Genomic DNA, 17,350 nt, shown 5'->3' on the forward strand with positions numbered 1-17,350 from the left:
GTTCTCATGTTCGAACGCCTGATCCAATTTGCCATCGAGCAGCGCATCATCGTGCTGCTCGCGGTTTTCCTCATGGCCGGCCTCGGTATAGCCAGCTACCAGAAGCTGCCGATCGATGCTGTTCCCGATATCACCAACGTCCAGGTGCAAATCAACACGGGTGCCGCAGGTTTTTCACCCCTGGAGACCGAGCAGCGCATCACGTTTCCCATCGAAACTGCAATGGCTGGTTTGCCGGCTCTAGAACAAACTCGCTCGCTGTCACGCTCAGGTTTGTCGCAAGTCACAGTGATCTTCAAGGAAGGCACTGACCTGTTCTTCGCCCGGCAATTGGTCAACGAACGGTTGCAGGTGGCCAAGGAGCAACTGCCCGAGGGCGTGGAAGCCGTCATGGGGCCGATCTCAACCGGCCTGGGTGAAATTTTTCTGTGGACGGTCGAGGCTGAAGAAGGTGCAGTCAAGGAGGACGGCAGTCCCTATACGCCGACCGACCTGAGGGTGATCCAAGACTGGATCATCAAACCTCAGCTGCGCAATGTTCCCGGGGTCGCCGAAATCAATACCATTGGTGGGTTCGCCAAGGAGTACCAGATTGCGCCCGATCCAAAACGCTTGGCGGCTTACAAGCTTACACTGACTGACCTTGTTACAGCGCTGGAGCGCAACAATGCCAACGTCGGTGCCGGTTACATCGAGCACAGTGGCGAACAGTTACTAATTCGCGCACCCGGCCAAGTAGCTACCACCGACGATATCGCCAATATTGTCATGGCCAACGTCGACGGCACGCCCATCCGCGTCAAGAACGTCGCAACCGTGGACATCGGCCGTGAGTTGCGCACGGGGGCCGCGACCGAAAACGGTCGTGAAGTGGTGCTCGGCACAGTCTTCATGCTGATCGGTGAGAACAGCCGCACCGTAGCCCAGGCAGTTGCCAGCAAACTTGAACAAATCAACCGCTCACTGCCAAAAGGGGTGGTAGCAGTCACCGTCTATGACCGTACCAATTTGGTGGACAAGGCGATCGCCACCGTTAAGAAGAACTTGATTGAAGGTGCGATCCTGGTAATCGCGATTCTGTTCCTGTTCCTTGGCAACATTCGCGCCGCGCTGATCACTGCCATGGTTATCCCGCTCGCGATGCTATTCACATTCACCGGCATGTTCACTAACAAGGTCAGCGCGAACCTGATGAGCCTCGGAGCTCTTGACTTCGGCATCATCGTTGATGGCGCGGTTGTGATTGTCGAAAACGCCATCCGACGTCTAGCCCATGCGCAGCAACACCACGGACGCATCCTCACCCGCTCCGAACGCTTTCACGAAGTGTTCGCGGCGGCCAAGGAAGCACGCCGACCGTTGATTTTCGGCCAGCTGATCATCATGGTCGTGTACCTGCCGATTTTTGCCCTCACCGGCGTCGAAGGAAAAATGTTTCACCCAATGGCGTTTACCGTAGTGATCGCCTTGCTCGGCGCAATGCTGTTGTCGGTGACCTTTGTCCCGGCGGCGATTGCGATGTTCGTCACCGGCAAGGTCAAGGAAGAAGAGAACATCATCATGCGTGGCGCCCGTCGGGTGTATGCCCCGGCGCTAGAATGGGTCATGGGCCATCGATCACTGGCATTCGCCATAGCACTAGGCATTATCGCGGTGTGCGGTGTGGTCGCTAGTCGAATGGGCAGCGAGTTTGTGCCGAGTCTCAGTGAAGGGGATTTCGCGTTGCAAGCATTGCGTGTACCAGGTACCAGCCTGACGCAATCGGTAGAAATGCAGCAACGTCTTGAAAACCTTGTGTTGGCAAAGGTACCTGAGGTCAAGCGGATGTTTGCTCGTACTGGTACAGCAGAAATCGCCTCCGATCCAATGCCACCAAACATCTCTGACAGCTATGTGATGCTCAAGCCGAAGAATCAATGGCCTGATCCGAATAAATCCAGGGAGGCGTTGATAGCCGATATCCAAAAAGCTACAGCCGCGATGCCCGGAAGCAACTATGAGCTTTCTCAGCCTATTCAACTGCGTTTTAACGAGCTGATTTCAGGCGTGCGCAGTGATGTGGCGGTGAAGGTCTTCGGTGATGACATGGCTGTGCTTAACAGCACCGCTGCAAAAATTGCCGCGTCCATGCAGAAAATCAATGGCGCCTCCGAGGTCAAGGTCGAGCAAACGTCGGGGCTGCCGGTACTGACCATCAACATCGACCGTGATAAAGCCGCCCGTTACGGTCTGAACGTAGGCGACGTACAAGACACCATTGGGGTGGCGGTCGGTGGCCGTCAAGCCGGTACGATGTATGAAGGAGACCGCCGCTTCGACATGGTGGTGCGTTTATCCGATGCCATGCGTAAGGATCTCGAGGGATTGTCCACACTGCTAATCCCGGTACCGGCGCTGCTTAACAGCAATGCCGATCAGATCGGGTTTATTGCTCTTTCAGAAGTGGCGAGCCTCGATCTGGTGCTGGGACCAAACCAGGTCAGCCGTGAAAACGGCAAGCGTCTGGTGATCGTCAGCGCCAACGTGCGTGGACGGGATATCGGCTCATTTGTACAGGAGGCCAGTAAGGCCATTGATAAAGAGGTGCAGATCCCGGTCGGTTATTGGACCACCTGGGGTGGGCAATTCGAGCAGCTCCAATCCGCTGCCAAGCGACTACAAATTGTCGTCCCGGTGGCCCTGCTCATGGTGTTCGCACTCTTGTTCATGATGTTCAACAACCTCAAGGATGGCCTATTGGTGTTCACCGGTATTCCATTCGCTCTGACGGGCGGAGTCATGGCTTTATGGCTCCGAGACATCCCGCTGTCGATCTCGGCAGGTGTTGGTTTCATCGCGTTGTCAGGCGTGGCGGTGCTGAATGGTCTGGTGATGATTGCGTTCATCCGCAATCTTCGGGAGGAAGGACATTCGTTGAGTTCTGCGATCAATGAAGGGGCTTTGACACGGTTGCGCCCAGTGTTGATGACCGCTTTGGTGGCCTCCCTTGGTTTTATCCCGATGGCGCTGGCCACCGGAACGGGGGCAGAGGTCCAGAGACCACTGGCTACCGTAGTGATCGGGGGCATCCTATCCTCAACTGCATTGACTCTGCTGATATTGCCTGCGCTTTATCACTGGGCGCACCGTCGAGATGAGGATGAAGCCGAAGACAACAAAATAGCAGCCGTATAGTTCTTTGGCTTTCAAGCCCACTATCGAGATTCGATAGTGGGCTTTTTTACGCAAGTTACATAACGAATCTGTAATCTTTGTGCCACCGTGTTGATAGGTTCGAATTGATACCCTAATAGCGTTAAATATATGAGGTATCAGTATGAAAATTGCTAAAATCTGTGCTCTTGCAGGCGCTTTAATCCTTTCTTCAGTTGCTTTGGCCGAAGGTGGTGGGGACAGAACCTTCGAAAAAATGATGGCAGCAACGGATGTGGCAATGGGGAAATACGTAGCTAAAGAAGGAAAGAGTGAACCCGTGGTGTCAAGTGATGCTAAAGATGAGACAGGTGAAATGTAGTGGTACCGCGTATAAAAAACCGCTTCCGGTTTCCGGTGGCGGTTTTTTTTGGCGACTTTATTACACATTCGTAATTCAGGCGCCACGCCGTCGCAATGTCCGAATTGATATCCTTGTAACAGCTAATATATGAGGTGCAAGATATGAAGTTCATGAACATTATTACTTTCGCTGGAGCTTTGGCGTTTTCCTCTTTCGTATTAGCGGAAGGGGGAGGAGACAAGGCCTTTGAAAAAATGATGACGGCTAATGCCAAAGCGATGGAACAGTATGCAATTAGCCAGGGAAAGAGCGCTCCGGTGGCGAAAGAATACGAGTACGGGATGAAGGTGGATGTTGTAAAGGTGATAAGTGTGGTGAGGCCTGCGAAAGTCTGCGCAGTGGTGCCCGCTGCAATGACTTATGAAGATTCCGAAGGACAGCTAAATACGATCACTTACACGGTCGCTGGAGACTGCCGTAAACAAGGCGGCTAATATCTGCGTTGCTATCGGAAGAATCATTAACGCGCGATCCACCTCGTTATTCAAAGGTGTCGGGCGTTTTTTATTTGCTCAAGTTTTGACAGGCCAAAAAAAGACGTCCCGGAGGACGTCTTAAAAATTCACCTTTTCCAAAGGAGCAAAGGAGCTTCCAAAGGTGAGCGGATATTACAACTGAACAGCATTGAGTTCAGACTTTCGCAGACTAGTTACTCATCTATAGAATCCGAGCTAGATGCGCTAGCTAGAATTCTATTAACTCACGATAAGTATAAAAAACGTAACCTAACGTGAAGATGATTGAAAAATGACATTTTTGTAACTTTCAAAGGGCGGGATGCTCCGAGAGCGGGTCATCCCGCTCAATGTCACAGAATAGCCAGTGGATACTCAACAATCACACGTACTTCATCCAGATCCGACTCAAATGCGGTTGAGCGAATGGTCGCCTGCCGCAGGCGGAAAGACATGTCTTTCAAAGTACCTGTCTGAACGACGTATTTTGCCTCGATGTCGCGTTCCCAGCGTTTCTGATCGGTCAGCGGATTTCCGTCGGCATCGCGTCGCATGTACGTCGCGTTAGCGTTCGAGTAATCGGCGTCGGTGCCACGGCCGTAACGTGTCATAAACGACAACCCTGGCACGCCATACGTGGTCATGTCGAGGTCATAGCGAGCCATCCAGGAGCGCTCTTTCGGCGAGTTGAAGTCGCTGTACTGGATTGAGTTATCAAGAAAAATTGAATCAGATTGACGCAGGTAGTCGAAGTCGTCATTACCATTATTTCGTTGGTGAGACAGTGCAACCGAGTGGGCGCCATACTTCACGCCGACTTTAGCACTCCAGATATTGTTATCGAACTCACCTAAAAGTTTTTTTCCTTCGTCGACGGCCTTGTAGTAGTTCACCCCACCGAATACGGAAAGCTCATCCGTCAATGCGTAATTTAACCCCGTGCCAGCATAGTATTGATTCCAAGCGTCTTTGAGGCGGCTGGAATAGAGGCTGACGATTACGTTCTTGTTTAGGTTATAGTCACCGCCAAAGTAGCCGACCCACGGCGAGTTGACTGGGCCTGCATAGAAGGTCGCGAAGTTGTCGCGCATATTACTGGAAGTCGGCTGACTCATAGAGTGAAGGCGACCCGCCTGAACTGTCAAACCTTCAATGCTAGTATTGGTCGCCGTCACACCACGGAAGCTTTCCGGCAGAAGTCTCGAATCACCAGCAGCGACAACAGGGTTGGCCGGAAATACATCACCGACTTTCACTACGGTGTCAAAAGCACGAACTTTAGCCGCACCACCTACTTTGGTGTATTCGTCCCGTGCCTCTCCGTCGCTATTGACAGGGAGTACGTTGAACGAACTTTGGCCACCATTACGGCCGTCACCCGTGTCGAGTTTCAATCCGATCATGGCGAACGCGTCAACACCGACACCCACGGTGCCCTGAGTAAAACCGGACTCGAATTTACTGATGATTGCGTGTGCCCACGCTTCGGAATACCCGTTGCCTGTCGCGCTCGACTGACCGTTGCGGTGATCACGATTGAAGTAGTAGTTTCGGTTAAGAACCGTAAGGCTGCTGCCTTCTATAAACCCTTCGGCCTTCTCCTCCGCAAATACCACGGAAGGGCCAGAACTGACAACGATTGCCAATGCGGCCATCGAAAATTTTGTGTTGTTATTCATCCATCACTCCTTAGGTTCGGCAGAACTAGAAAGCTCTTCGGCTGGAATTATTGTTTACGGGAAGCAGGTTGCGCCTCCCGTATCGTCGCCGAGCTGTATCGTTGCAATCTGAGGATAACGTGGACATGACTGGAAAATTACAATATTGTAATGTTTATCTGCTCTCTTTATAAAATTGGCTTGCGTGCGATCCACCAGCCAATGCGTAGCTCTTGTTTGCTACGTTCGTTTCCATGAGCGCTTCATGACCTGCAGCGCAAAACATCGCATTCACACGCAGCATGTTGCATAAACGCTACTGCCAGAATGTTCTTGATGTGCAGCCTCAATGGAGCGTGTCGATCCCCCAGGATCGTAGGTATTTAATTTGAATGAGCAAGCAAGCTGGCAAAAGGATCGTTGGCGCAGATGGTGCTACCTAACATCCATGCCTTGGAACAGGAGGCGCAGATGCGAACTCTGTCGGGGACGGAGTCCCGGCAAGATCACAAATCATCCCCACCTCGCCGGGGGGTGCTAAATTTGGGTGGCGTGGCTAGTCACGAAGCCGCTCAAGTCTGAAGATCCGTGAGACATTTTTGCGTGCGGGGTCAGATTTTCAGAAATATTTTAGGAGTTCCCCCATGGATGAAAGAGTCATTGTTTTGGCCGCCTCGGTTTGTCTCATTCTTTTGGTTGTAATTTTTTTCTTTACCTCCATGCATCATTAACTCGAGCCGGCAGCCGTTATCAACGATATCGGACGTGCGATCATCGATACATATTGGCAAGTCAGGTCGCCCCTCTGGGACTCCAAAGCAGTATCGTCGTACCGCAGACGATTATGTTTGATCACCATGCAAAAGGAGGCGTTCGTTCCTGGTCGATCGGACTGAAATCGCGAAGCCTTGTGTAGAATGTCCCATTCTTAAGCAACGAGAGAATTCCAGATGATGGCAGAACTGAGTGAGGAAGAAATGCGCCTGGCCCTGTTTGGCTCATCAAACCAATCGGATCCACAGCTTTCCACGGAAAAGCCTGAACCGGAGGTCGCCTCAAAAGCTGAGCCTAGCCCAAAGCCGAGATCCTTTGCTAACTCTCTCTCTCCGAAGCTTCGGGTTACCCTGCACGTTACGAGGGAGTTTGAAGGCGATGTAGAAGTGTTTATCTACGATGCGAATACCTTGAGCACGCTTGTTGCCGAATAAGATGCCAAAAATGAAGCTAAAAAAAAGAAATTTCGGTATTTCGACGTAATATCGGTCAAACCAATCTGAATTGCTTGTGCGTGGTTAAGTAAATTGTGATCAGCGCGCAGCTGGTCCATCTTGAGTTGAGTCACAAGCCTGTGAGGTCACTGACACCGCCTGCGATTTTTTCCACCAGACGCGTGCCGATTGCGCGGATACCGGAGGGGCGCGCTGACCCACCTACTAGAAAGCCGTGTTCAATGCCCGCTCGTGATTGTGGATCAGAGCCTGCCGGGACAGATTCAAGGCATCGAGTTTATTGAAATGGTCCATAGTAAATGGCCCATCATCCGTTCCATTCTCACTTCCGACTATCTGACCGATCCTATCCAAGTGCCGGTTTCTACGATCTATTTGCATAGGTCATGGTCACTGGATGACCTTGTTATCGCGGTGGCTACCGTGCTTCAGCCTGACCATCCGGTATATAAAACCACGGATTCAGCAGAATGATTCGCAGGCATTCCCCATGAGCGAGAAGTGCTTTATCGGCCTCCTTTTAGTGTTGAGTTCTATATGGATCGCCATTGTTTGGGGCGTGACGTATTGGCTGTCCTGAACTCCGCCATTAAAGGACGAGCTGTGCAAGGCATCAAATCTCATCAGTTCCGCAGCAAAGCGGTGTAATCGTCAGTTTTTTCGTTCGTCTGTCTCCTAGTTTCGCGTACAGGAGTGAGGCTATTTCTGCGTGAATGCCATGCGCATTACATAATTCGTATATGTATTTTTCCGAATATCTCTAAAGGTTTCTGCCGAGTGAATCTCCTGCTAACCCAGAAATTATGGGCATTTTCCCGTTTCTGCTCGGCATAAGTTGGGCTATCGCGGAATCATTCTGTCGCAGAAGCTTTACCTTCTATGCGAGAAAACATATATTCGTTAAACCGCATATGAGCTGAGGCTTCACAATGACCAGCAAAGCCCGTGTCTTGTTCGTCTGTACTGCAAACGCTGCACGCTCCCAGTTGGCCCAAGCGTTGCTGAGGCATACCGATTCGGAGCATTTCGAGGCGTTCAGCGCCGGCACAACTCCGACTCAAGTAGATCCGCGCACCTTCGAGGCGCTTTCCCACATCGGTGTGAGCACTGAAGGATTACGTAGCAAGTCGATAGACGAGTTTCGTGGTGAGCGTTTCGATTACGTCATCACCTTGTGTGATAAAGCCGCAGCGGAATGCCTGTCTTTACCTGGAGCCGGTGAGGCATTGGCCTGGAGTTTTGAGGACCCGGTGACCAGTACCAAACCCGATGCCTTCCGTCACACCCTTCACGAAATTCATGAGCGCATCAAGATGTTCGTCTTGGTCAAAAACAAACACTGAGAAACGATATGGCTGACCATCTGACACCGACCACTGTTTTCAAATGCCTGGCTGACGACACTCGGGTGCGCACGATGATGCTCATCACTCGTGAAGGAGAGCTTTGTGTTTGCGAGCTGACCTGCGCGTTGAATGAGAGTCAGCCGAAAGTCTCCAGACACCTCGCGCAGCTGCGCAGTTGCGGTCTGTTGTCGGACCGTCGGCAAGGTCAATGGGTGTATTACCGACTGCACCCGAATCTCCCCGATTGGGTCCATCAAGTGCTGACCACTGTGCTTGAAAGCAACAAGCATTGGTTGAGCCCTGACGCCAAACGCCTTGATGAAATGGGCGACCGTCCTGAACGGGCACTCGCCTGCTGTGAAAGCTCGATAGCCTGATTCCGCCTTCGACTACGAGATCGCTCGATGAAAATCCTGTTCCTCTGCACTGCCAATAGCTGTCGCAGCATCCTCTGTGAAGCGGTCTTCAATCACTTGGCACCGGAAGGCATGAAAGCCTACAGCGCGGGCAGTCAGCCCAAAGGCGAAGTGCATCCGCTGAGTCTCAAGACGTTGGAAAACGCTGGTATGTCGACGCTCGGGCTGTTCAGTAAGTCCAGCGATGTCCATGTGAATTTGGCACCTGATTTCGTCATCACGGTGTGCGACAAGGCAGCTGGTGAAGCCTGCCCGGTATTTTTTGGACCCGCCACCAAAGCCCACTGGGGGCTGGCGGACCCTTCGGAATACCACGGAACTCAAGAAGAGATCGAGGCGGCTTTTGAAGCCACCTTGGAGCAGGTCAGAACCCGTATTGAGGCCTTCCTGGCCTTACCGCTTGCGCAACTGAGTGCCGAACAGCTCAAGGCAGAGCTGGCCCTGATTGGCACGCTGTAACCACAGGAGCAATGATCATGAGTAAAAGCCGCCTTTCCTTCCTGGACCGATACCTGACCCTGTGGATTTTTCTCGCCATGGCCTTGGGCATCGGTTTGGGGAGCCTGTTCGAAGGCTGGCCGCAGTGGCTCAACAGTCTTTCTGTGGGCACAACCAACGTCCCCATTGCTATCGGCTTGATGGTGATGATGTATCCGCCTCTGGCCAAGGTTCGTTATGAGGAACTGCCGGAAGTCTTCAAGGACAAGCGCATCCTCGTTTTGTCTTTGGTCCAGAACTGGGTCATTGGCCCGGTGTTGATGTTCGCACTGGCGATCATCTTCTTGCGGGACCAGCCGGAATACATGACCGGCCTGATCCTGATCGGCTTGGCGCGTTGCATCGCGATGGTGCTGGTCTGGAATCAGATCGCGGGTGGCAACAATCAGTACGTCGCTGGGCTGGTGGCGTTCAACAGCATCTTCCAGATCCTGTTTTTCAGCGTGTATGCCTGGATCTTTCTGGGGCTATTGCCGCCGCTGTTCGGGCTGGAAGGCAGTGTGATTGAGACCAGCTTTGTCAGCATTGCCGAGTCGGTCCTGATCTACCTGGGTGTGCCGTTCCTGGCAGGCTTCCTGACCCGCAAGATTCTCATCGCCCGTAAAGGTGAAGCCTGGTTTCAGGAGCGCTTCATTCCAAAGATCAGCCCGCTAACGCTGGTGGCGCTGCTACTGACTATCGTGGCCATGTTCAGCCTCAAAGGGGATGTGGTGCTGCAATTGCCGCTGGATGTATTGCGCATTGCGATCCCTCTGACGATCTACTTCGTGGTGATGTTTTTCATTAGCTTCTGGATGGGCAAGCTGCTCAAGGCTGACTATCCGCGCACCACCGCATTGGCTTTCACAGCTGCAAGCAACAACTTCGAACTGGCGATTGCCGTGGCCATTGCCACTTTCGGCCTGGCTTCCCCGGTCGCTTTCGCCACGGTGATTGGTCCGCTGGTGGAAGTGCCGGTACTGATTTCCCTGGTCGGTGTGGCCCTCTGGTTGAAACGCCGCTGGTTCGATGAATCCAAAAGCGCCGTTGCGCAGGACAAAGACTATGTTTGATGACCATCTCCCTCAACTCGATACCGAACTGGTTGATCTCCCATCGGCTGACAAACTAGGCATTGAGAAGACCTCCACCCACAAGCCGCGTATTTTGCTGCTGTACGGATCGACCCGTGAGCGCTCCTTCAGTCGCCTGCTGGTCGAGGAGGCCGCTCGACTGCTGGAGCACTTCGGCGCCGAGGTGCGGATTTTCAATCCGTCAGGTTTGCCGCTGCCAGATGACGCCCCCGACGATCATCCTCGTGTGAAGGAACTGCGCGAGCTGATGCTGTGGTCCGAGGGGCAGGTCTGGTGCTCTCCAGAACGTCACGGCTCCATGAGCGCAGTGTTCAAGGCTCAGATCGACTGGGTGCCGCTGGCCATGGGCGCGGTACGCCCGACCCAAGGCAAAACCCTTGCCGTCATGCAGGTGTGCGGCGGTTCGCAGTCATTCAACGTGGTCAATCAGCTGCGAGTGCTGGGACGTTGGATGCGCATGTTCACCATCCCCAACCAATCCTCTGTGCCGAAGGCCTATATGGAATTCGACGACAACGGCCGGATGAAGCCTTCTCCGTTCTACGACCGTGTCGTTGATGTGATGGAAGAGTTGGTGAAATTCACGCTGCTGCTTCGCGACCGTCAGGACTATCTGGTGGATCGTTATTCCGAACGCAAAGAGTCAGCGGAAGAACTCATGAAACGTGTCAATCAGCGCTCCATCTGAGGATTTTTCACCGTGCAACAACACCCATATTCCGTACTACCCCTGGCACAGTTTAATGGCCAATTGATCTTCACCCCGTGCCCGGGCACGAAGGGCACCCGGCCTTTCGAGGCGTTGCAAACCCTTAAGGATGCAGGCGCATCGGCGTTGCTGACGCTGATGCCGACCGAGGAGCTGCTCCAGAACGAGATCGACCTGCTGCCCGAAGAGTGCCAAATGCTCGGCATCGAGTGGTTTCACCTGCCCGTAGAAGATGATCAAGCGCCTGGCGAAGCATTCAAAGCCGCATGGGAGCAGCACCATCCGCGACTCAAGCAGCTGCTGACCGAAGGGAAAACCATCGCCATCCATTGCAAGGGCGGCTCGGGCCGTACCGGTTTGGTCGCCGCTCAACTGTTGATCGAGAGTGGTGTGCCATTCAGCGATGCCATCCGCGATGTTCAGTCGTTGCGTCCACGCGCCATTCAACATCCTGCCCATATCGAATACATAGGCCAGTTCGACACCCAGTCGAACTCCCACTGACTACAGATACAGAGCACAACAACATGACTATCAAAGTTGGCATCAATGGTTTTGGTCGGATCGGTCGCCTCGCTCTGCGAGCAGCCTGGAGCTGGCCAGAGTTTGAGTTCGTGCAGATCAACGATCCGGCAGGCGATGCAGTAACCCATGCGCACCTGATCAACTTCGACTCTGTGCATGGTCGTTGGCACAACGAAGCCAGCGCAGAAGGTGATCAGGTGGTGATTGGCGGCAAGCGCATCAAGGTGACCGCGAACAAAGCGATTGCCGACACCGATTGGTCGGGCTGCGATCTGGTGATTGAAGCTAGCGGCAAGATGAAAACCGTGGCGGTGTTGCAGGCCTACCTGGATCAGGGCGTTAAGCGTGTGGTGGTCTGCGCCCCCGTGAAGGAAAAAGGCGCGTTGAACGTCGTCATGGGCGTCAACCATCAGCTGTTCAATGCGGCGGAACATCGCATCGTCACTGCGGCGTCGTGCACCACCAACTGTCTCGCGCCAGTGGTGAAAGTCATCCACGAGAAGCTGGGCATTCGCCACGGTTCGATCACCACTATCCACGACCTGACCAACACTCAGAGCATCCTCGATCAACCGCACAAGGATCTGCGTCGGGCGCGTGCTTCCGGCATGAGTCTGATTCCAACCAGTACCGGCTCGGCTACCGCCATTGCCGAAATCTTCCCAGAGTTGCGTGGACGCCTGAATGGTCACGCCGTACGCGTGCCGCTGGCCAACGCTTCGCTGACTGACTGTGTCTTTGAAGTTGAACGGGCCACTACTGTCGAAGAGGTAAATCAGTTCCTCAAGGACGCTTCCGAGAACGAGCTGAAAGACATTCTTGGATTCGAGGAGCGTCCACTGGTGTCCATCGACTACCGTACCGACCCTCGCTCATCGATTATCGATGCGCTGTCGACCATGGTCATCAATGGCACCCAGGTCAAACTCTATGCTTGGTACGACAACGAATGGGGCTATGCCAACCGCACCGTCGAGCTGGCCAGAATGGTCGGTCTGGCAGTCTAAGGAGCGGTCATGAAAGCGTTGTCAGCCCTCGCTCCGGAAGTACGGCAGTACTTGCTCGTCACGGGTAACTATTGGGCCTTCACCCTCACCGACGGTGCCTTGCGCATGTTGGTGGTGTTGCACTTTCACGCGTTGGGCTACAGCCCACTGCAAATCGCGGCATTGTTTCTGTTTTACGAGCTCTTTGGCGTGATCACTAACTTGGTGGGTGGCTACCTCGGCGCTCGGCTGGGTCTGAACCGAACCATGAACATCGGGCTGGGCCTCCAGGTTGCAGCGCTGTTGATGCTGTCGGTTCCTGTGGCTTGGCTGACCATCCCTTGGGTGATGGGCGCTCAGGCGCTGTCGGGGATTGCCAAAGACCTGAACAAGATGAGCGCCAAAAGCTCCATCAAGCTTCTGGTTCCGGATGGGCAACAGGGCAAGCTCTACCAGTGGGTGGCGATCCTCACCGGCTCGAAGAACGCACTCAAGGGTGTCGGCTTCTTTCTTGGTGGAGCCTTGCTGGCACTCATCGGCTTCAAAGGCGCCTTGCTGGCCATGGCGGGTGTCCTGGCGCTGATCTGGATCAGCAGCTTGATCCTGTTGAAGAAGGACCTGGGCAAGGCCAAAGCCAAGCCAAAATTTCGCGACATCCTGTCCAAGAGCCGGGCGATCAATATCCTCTCAGCAGCCCGAATGTTCCTGTTCGGCGCCCGCGATGTCTGGTTTGTAGTGGCCTTGCCGGTGTACCTGAGCAGCGTCTTCGGCTGGGACTTCTGGAAGGTTGGCGGCTTCCTTGCTGCCTGGGTAATTGGCTACGGCATCGTGCAGTCTTTCGCGCCTAACATTACCGGTAAGAAACGTGGACACGTACCGGATGGTCGTGCGGCATTTCTGTGGGCACTGGCTCTGGCAGGCTTGCCTGCGGCCATTGCGCTCGGGTTGAACACTGGTTTGTCGCAGCAGACGGTGCTGCTTGGCGGGTTGATGGTCTTTGGTGCGCTGTTCGCGGTGAACTCATCGCTGCACAGCTACCTGATCGTGTCCTATGCCAAGGAAGACGGTGTGTCGCTGGATGTGGGCTTTTACTACATGTCCAACGCCATGGGCCGGCTCATCGGCACGGTGCTCTCCGGCTGGGTTTATCAGGTGTATGGGCTGGGTGCGTGCCTATGGATATCGAGCGCCTTCGTGCTGCTCGCAGCACTGATTTCTATCGGGTTACCCAGGCATGCCGAAGCGATGTGACGCCGCTCTGAAAGTGGCTTTGATCCAATCGCTACCGGCAGCCAGGCATTGAGGCAAGGCAGGCAAGTGTGGAAGCAAGTCATGAACCGGTTCACAAGCGTCTTAACTGTTTCATCTGTTTTGTTCTCCGTACTGCTAAGTAGTGGCGCCGATTAAAAAGAATCAACACCTACCTAAATAGATTTCAGTTTTTGTCGTTGCTTATGCATAAGCCCAATCATCCATTTCCCATGTCATTCCGGTACTCGATTGTCAGGATGATGTAACAATTTTGCCGCTAAGAGTGACCTGGTGAGCCATCTGATGGCTATCGTGCCGATGCTTATTGTCCTAATCGTGCTCACTTACAGTGGAGCACCTTACGAGATAGTAATCTTGGTGGCAGCTTCCTGAAAGGTATCATTGGTTATTCTCTAGTCAGAAGTTAGTGAGAACCAGGAGATAATCATGAAAACATTCAAAGCAATTTTTGCTGTCACTATTTTGGCCTTGTCGTCATTGGCCATGGCTGAGGGAGGCGGTGATCGCGTTTATGGTCGGATGATGCAAGAGAACCAACAGGCGATGGAGCAATTCGCCTTAAAAAATGGTAAGTCCATCCCTGAAATTGTTCATTATGAATATGGTATGAACCTCGATATTCAGAAAGTCGTCAGTGTCACGCAAGCCAACAAAACCTGTAGTGTTGCACCTTCTCGCATGACCTATGAAGACTCGACTGGCAAGCTCAATACCGTGGAGTACAAGGTTATGGGTACCAACTGCCCGCATGGAAGCTAGGTCAATGGAGTCTATCTGCATCTGATTTTTCGGTATAGAGTTAAATCTGCTTTCTGTTTGCTGACATAGAAGTAATTTTCAGGTCACGCTGGAGTTATCTTTTATATGAAATTATGTCTGCCGGCACGTAGGGGGAATACCTACGTGCCGGTGGCTTTTTATAATGATAAAAATATTTCATAAAGAAACTCTGCCAAGCTAAAGCCTGGAGTGTTAAATGAACAATAATGGCTTTTATGGTCTTTCTCTCATTGCCCTTGGCATGAGCATGGGGCAAGTTGCAGTGGCCGTTGAGCAAAAACCTGAGGGGTTCATTGAAGGGAGCACCTTTAGTCTTCTCAATCGTAATCTCTACTTCAATCGTGACTATCGAAAGGGCCAGTCAAGTCCCGCAGGCAATGGCTACGCTGAAGAATGGGCTCATGGGATTATCGGGCGCTTTGAGTCTGGCTTCACCGAAGGCACCGTCGGGTTCGGCATTGATGCATTTGCAATGGTAGGACTCAAGCTTGATTCGGGTGATGGGCGCTCGGGGGCTCGAAGCTCAGTGGATGTCATGCCCTATAACAGCAAAGGCCAACCTGAAGACTCTTACTCAAAAGTAGGCGGAGCTGCGAAGGCTCGCTTTATGGATACGGTGGTCAAAATAGGAGATGTATTTCCATCCACGCCTGTCTTGGCGTATGGCGACTCTCGACTGCTGCCAGAGAGCTTTAAGGGGGCAACGTTCACCAATACCAGCATTAAAGACCTGACCATTCAGGGGGGCCGGCTGCATGCGATGAGCCAACCCAACTCCAGCAGCATGCGTGATGGTTTTTCGACTTTCTATGCCGGTGCTGTTGATGCTCCGTGGATTGCTTACCTGGGGGGGGGATTACACCGTCAATGAGTTCGTTGGTGTCAGTCTTTACACCAGCCAATTCAAGGACGTTTGGAATCAGTATTACGCTGGCACTTCCCTTAGTTACCCGCTCTCAGACAACGTCGCGTTGATCGGTGGATTTAACTACTATCGCGCGGTCGACGAGGGTAAAAAACTCCTAGGCAGCTTTGATAACAATATCTGGAGCGGCAAAACCGGGGTCAAATTCGGCGTCCACACGGTGACCGTTGGCTATCAACGCAGCAACGGCAATGACGACTTCGATTACCTGCGCCTATCGGACTCGATTTTTCTGGATAACTCCATCCAGTACAGCGACTTCAACTCACCGAAAGAGCAATCCTTGCAACTACGCTACGACCTGGATATGCAAGCTTTCGGCATTCCGGGCCTAAGCTTCATGACTCGCTACGCAAAGGGGTGGGACGCTGATTATTCCAACGCGAACAGTGTGTACATGCGTCGCGGGGCAGATGGAGCGCCATTGCAAGACCAAAAGCGTTGGGAGCGAGACATTGAGGCTAAGTACATCATCCAGTCAGGCTCTCTGAAGGACATGTCTCTGCGTGTTCGCCAAGCAACCACGCGTGCTACCGATTTCGAATCTGATTTGGATGAGGTCCGACTGATTGTCGAGTACCCACTGCAACTGCTTTAACGAGCGCTAACCTGCGGCACCAATTGTTCGACTAACCAGGTACACCCCGTCTCCTTGTTTCTCCTTTGGTTTGGGAGGCGGCTTAGGCGCCCTAGTGGCGCCTTTTTTATGTGGATTGACATAAGGGCGGGACGTTCTGTTGTCAGTACCTGTGTTCGCCCCGCTTGGTAAACCTGCTATCTAGGATCTTTCGATCCGTTGACAGGCAATCTCCATTCATAACTGAGACTGACGGTGCAGAGTCATCGTCGATGTTCACTTCGACTGCGTGCGCATCGTTTGGTTGAGGGCGTTATAGAGTGGGGTTGAGGGGAACAGCAGGAGAGACGGCCAGCAGTAGCTCATTGTCTTGGCGTGTTGCTGAGCGAGGAGTGGACAGTATGTGTCCCGCTGCATGGCTATGACGCTAACCATGCAGGGGCAGGATTGAGGGGCCAGATTAGTTTCCGGGGTATTCAGCAATTACCAGATCTGTGCCTGCTTTGGTCAGGCCTATTACCTGGTAAGCATCATGTTTTCCGTTGACTTCCATGCCTGGAGATCCAGCCGGCATGCCAGGAACGGCGATCCCGAGAAGGTCGTCACGTTTGCTCATCGCAATGATTTGCTCGGCGGGCACGTGACCTTCAACAAACTTTCCATTGATCATTGCTGTGTGGCAGGACGAGAGTCGTGGAGCAACACCGAGATTCTGCTTGACCTCGCTCATGTTGGTTTCTACATGATCAACGACGGTGAAGCCATTGGCTTCAAGGTGCTGAATCCATTTCTTGCAGCATCCGCAGTTTGCATCTCGATGAACATCGATTGTCAGTGCCTGTGCTGCTTGAGCGGTGGAACCGATTAATAGCGCTGCGAACGTTGCGATACGCAGAAAGTGACTTGAGAGTCGGAAGTTATCTGTCATAAATTTTTCCTCTTGCCTTGGCTGTGTCGGGATACCCTCGGAGAAGCCTATCCTTCACTCGAGCGTTCAATCCCGCTGCTTCGGTTCAATAGAAGTGCTTACCCTAGAGTGGAGAAAGCGACTTCTCGGTTATTCAAAATTCGGTATGGCGTTACTCAAGTCTCTCAGAACCACATCCGAATACCGGCTACGAATTTCGCCTCGTTAGTTTTTCCCCCTTCATCGCTGGCCAGGTCTGCTGTTTTTCCGTAGGAACGATTCCAGGAAACACCGAGATAGGGGGCGAATTGACGGACTATTTCATAGCGCAACCGCAAACCCACCTCGGTGTTGGCCAGTCCAGAGCCAATGCTGCGCTGAGGATCATTTTTTCCGTAAAAATTGGCTTCGGCCGTCGGCTGCAAGATCAGGCGATTG

Annotated in this window: 16 protein-coding genes and 1 pseudogene; 14 read left to right on the forward strand and 3 right to left on the reverse strand. The window is 52.9% G+C overall.

All coding sequences use genetic code 11. The features are described 5' to 3' along the window. Positions 1-6 precede the first annotated feature (6 nt). From VD17_RS27930 to VD17_RS27940, 3 genes are all read left to right on the forward strand, one after another. Positions 7-3,174 carry a CusA/CzcA family heavy metal efflux RND transporter gene (locus tag VD17_RS27930; RefSeq protein WP_046056642.1) on the forward strand — a complete coding sequence of 1,056 codons (3,168 nt, stop codon included), beginning with the start codon at positions 7-9 and terminating at the stop codon, positions 3,172-3,174. A 142-nt stretch (positions 3,175-3,316) separates the two neighbouring features. Then, a complete protein-coding gene (locus tag VD17_RS27935) occupies positions 3,317-3,514 on the forward strand; it encodes a co-regulatory protein PtrA N-terminal domain-containing protein (protein ID WP_046056643.1) in 198 nt (65 codons plus the stop codon). Between the two features lie 143 nt (positions 3,515-3,657). After that, positions 3,658-3,990: a DUF2790 domain-containing protein gene (locus VD17_RS27940; RefSeq protein WP_046056644.1), complete on the forward strand. Its 333-nt coding sequence runs from the start codon at positions 3,658-3,660 to the stop codon at positions 3,988-3,990. Between the two features lie 374 nt (positions 3,991-4,364). Here VD17_RS27940 and VD17_RS27945 read toward each other — a convergent pair whose 3' ends face one another. Continuing rightward, the gene (locus tag VD17_RS27945) at positions 4,365-5,690 is read right to left on the reverse strand and encodes an OprD family porin (protein ID WP_046056645.1); all 1,326 of its coding nucleotides are present in this window, start codon (positions 5,688-5,690) and stop codon (positions 4,365-4,367) included. A gap of 929 nt (positions 5,691-6,619) precedes the next feature. Here VD17_RS27945 and VD17_RS27950 point away from each other — a divergent pair. From VD17_RS27950 to VD17_RS28000, 11 genes and pseudogenes are all read left to right on the forward strand, one after another. Next, the gene (locus tag VD17_RS27950; RefSeq protein ID WP_311132813.1) at positions 6,620-6,877 is read left to right on the forward strand and encodes a hypothetical protein; all 258 of its coding nucleotides are present in this window, start codon (positions 6,620-6,622) and stop codon (positions 6,875-6,877) included. 950 nt (positions 6,878-7,827) lie between these two features. Next, positions 7,828-8,241: an arsenate reductase ArsC gene (locus tag VD17_RS27955; RefSeq protein ID WP_046056646.1), complete on the forward strand. Its 414-nt coding sequence runs from the start codon at positions 7,828-7,830 to the stop codon at positions 8,239-8,241. A gap of 8 nt (positions 8,242-8,249) precedes the next feature. Next, positions 8,250-8,621: a metalloregulator ArsR/SmtB family transcription factor gene (locus VD17_RS27960; protein WP_046056647.1), complete on the forward strand. Its 372-nt coding sequence runs from the start codon at positions 8,250-8,252 to the stop codon at positions 8,619-8,621. Between the two features lie 27 nt (positions 8,622-8,648). Further along, positions 8,649-9,119: an arsenate reductase ArsC gene (locus VD17_RS27965; RefSeq protein WP_046056648.1), complete on the forward strand. Its 471-nt coding sequence runs from the start codon at positions 8,649-8,651 to the stop codon at positions 9,117-9,119. A 17-nt stretch (positions 9,120-9,136) separates the two neighbouring features. Continuing rightward, complete coding sequence (gene arsB / locus VD17_RS27970) at positions 9,137-10,210, forward strand: ACR3 family arsenite efflux transporter (protein WP_046056649.1); 1,074 nt, start codon at positions 9,137-9,139, stop codon at positions 10,208-10,210. Next, complete coding sequence (gene arsH / locus VD17_RS27975; protein ID WP_046056650.1) at positions 10,203-10,919, forward strand: arsenical resistance protein ArsH; 717 nt, start codon at positions 10,203-10,205, stop codon at positions 10,917-10,919. Before arsB ends, arsH begins: the two co-directional genes overlap by 8 nt. Before the next feature lie 12 nt (positions 10,920-10,931). Continuing rightward, entirely contained in the window at positions 10,932-11,444 is a 513-nt protein-coding gene (locus VD17_RS27980) for a cyclin-dependent kinase inhibitor 3 family protein (RefSeq protein WP_046056651.1), read from the forward strand. A gap of 23 nt (positions 11,445-11,467) precedes the next feature. Beyond that, entirely contained in the window at positions 11,468-12,472 is a 1,005-nt protein-coding gene (locus VD17_RS27985) for an ArsJ-associated glyceraldehyde-3-phosphate dehydrogenase (RefSeq protein ID WP_046056652.1), read from the forward strand. Between the two features lie 9 nt (positions 12,473-12,481). Further along, positions 12,482-13,702, forward strand: a complete 1,221-nt coding sequence (gene arsJ, locus VD17_RS27990) for an organoarsenical effux MFS transporter ArsJ (protein WP_046056653.1) — start codon at positions 12,482-12,484, stop codon at positions 13,700-13,702. 447 nt (positions 13,703-14,149) lie between these two features. After that, complete coding sequence (locus tag VD17_RS27995) at positions 14,150-14,482, forward strand: DUF2790 domain-containing protein (protein WP_046056654.1); 333 nt, start codon at positions 14,150-14,152, stop codon at positions 14,480-14,482. Between the two features lie 217 nt (positions 14,483-14,699). After that, positions 14,700-16,026: pseudogene (locus VD17_RS28000) on the forward strand (OprD family porin). A gap of 439 nt (positions 16,027-16,465) precedes the next feature. Here the strand turns inward: VD17_RS28000 and VD17_RS28005 are convergent. Continuing rightward, positions 16,466-16,933: a DUF411 domain-containing protein gene (locus VD17_RS28005; protein WP_046056655.1), complete on the reverse strand. Its 468-nt coding sequence runs from the start codon at positions 16,931-16,933 to the stop codon at positions 16,466-16,468. A gap of 164 nt (positions 16,934-17,097) precedes the next feature. Then, on the reverse strand, positions 17,098-17,350 hold a 253-nt coding region (locus tag VD17_RS28010; protein WP_046056656.1), incomplete at its 5' end, for a copper resistance protein B.

The sequence above is a fragment of the Pseudomonas fluorescens genome, assembly GCF_000968015.1.
In the GTDB taxonomy this organism is placed as follows: Bacteria; Pseudomonadota; Gammaproteobacteria; order Pseudomonadales; family Pseudomonadaceae; genus Aquipseudomonas; species Aquipseudomonas fluorescens_W.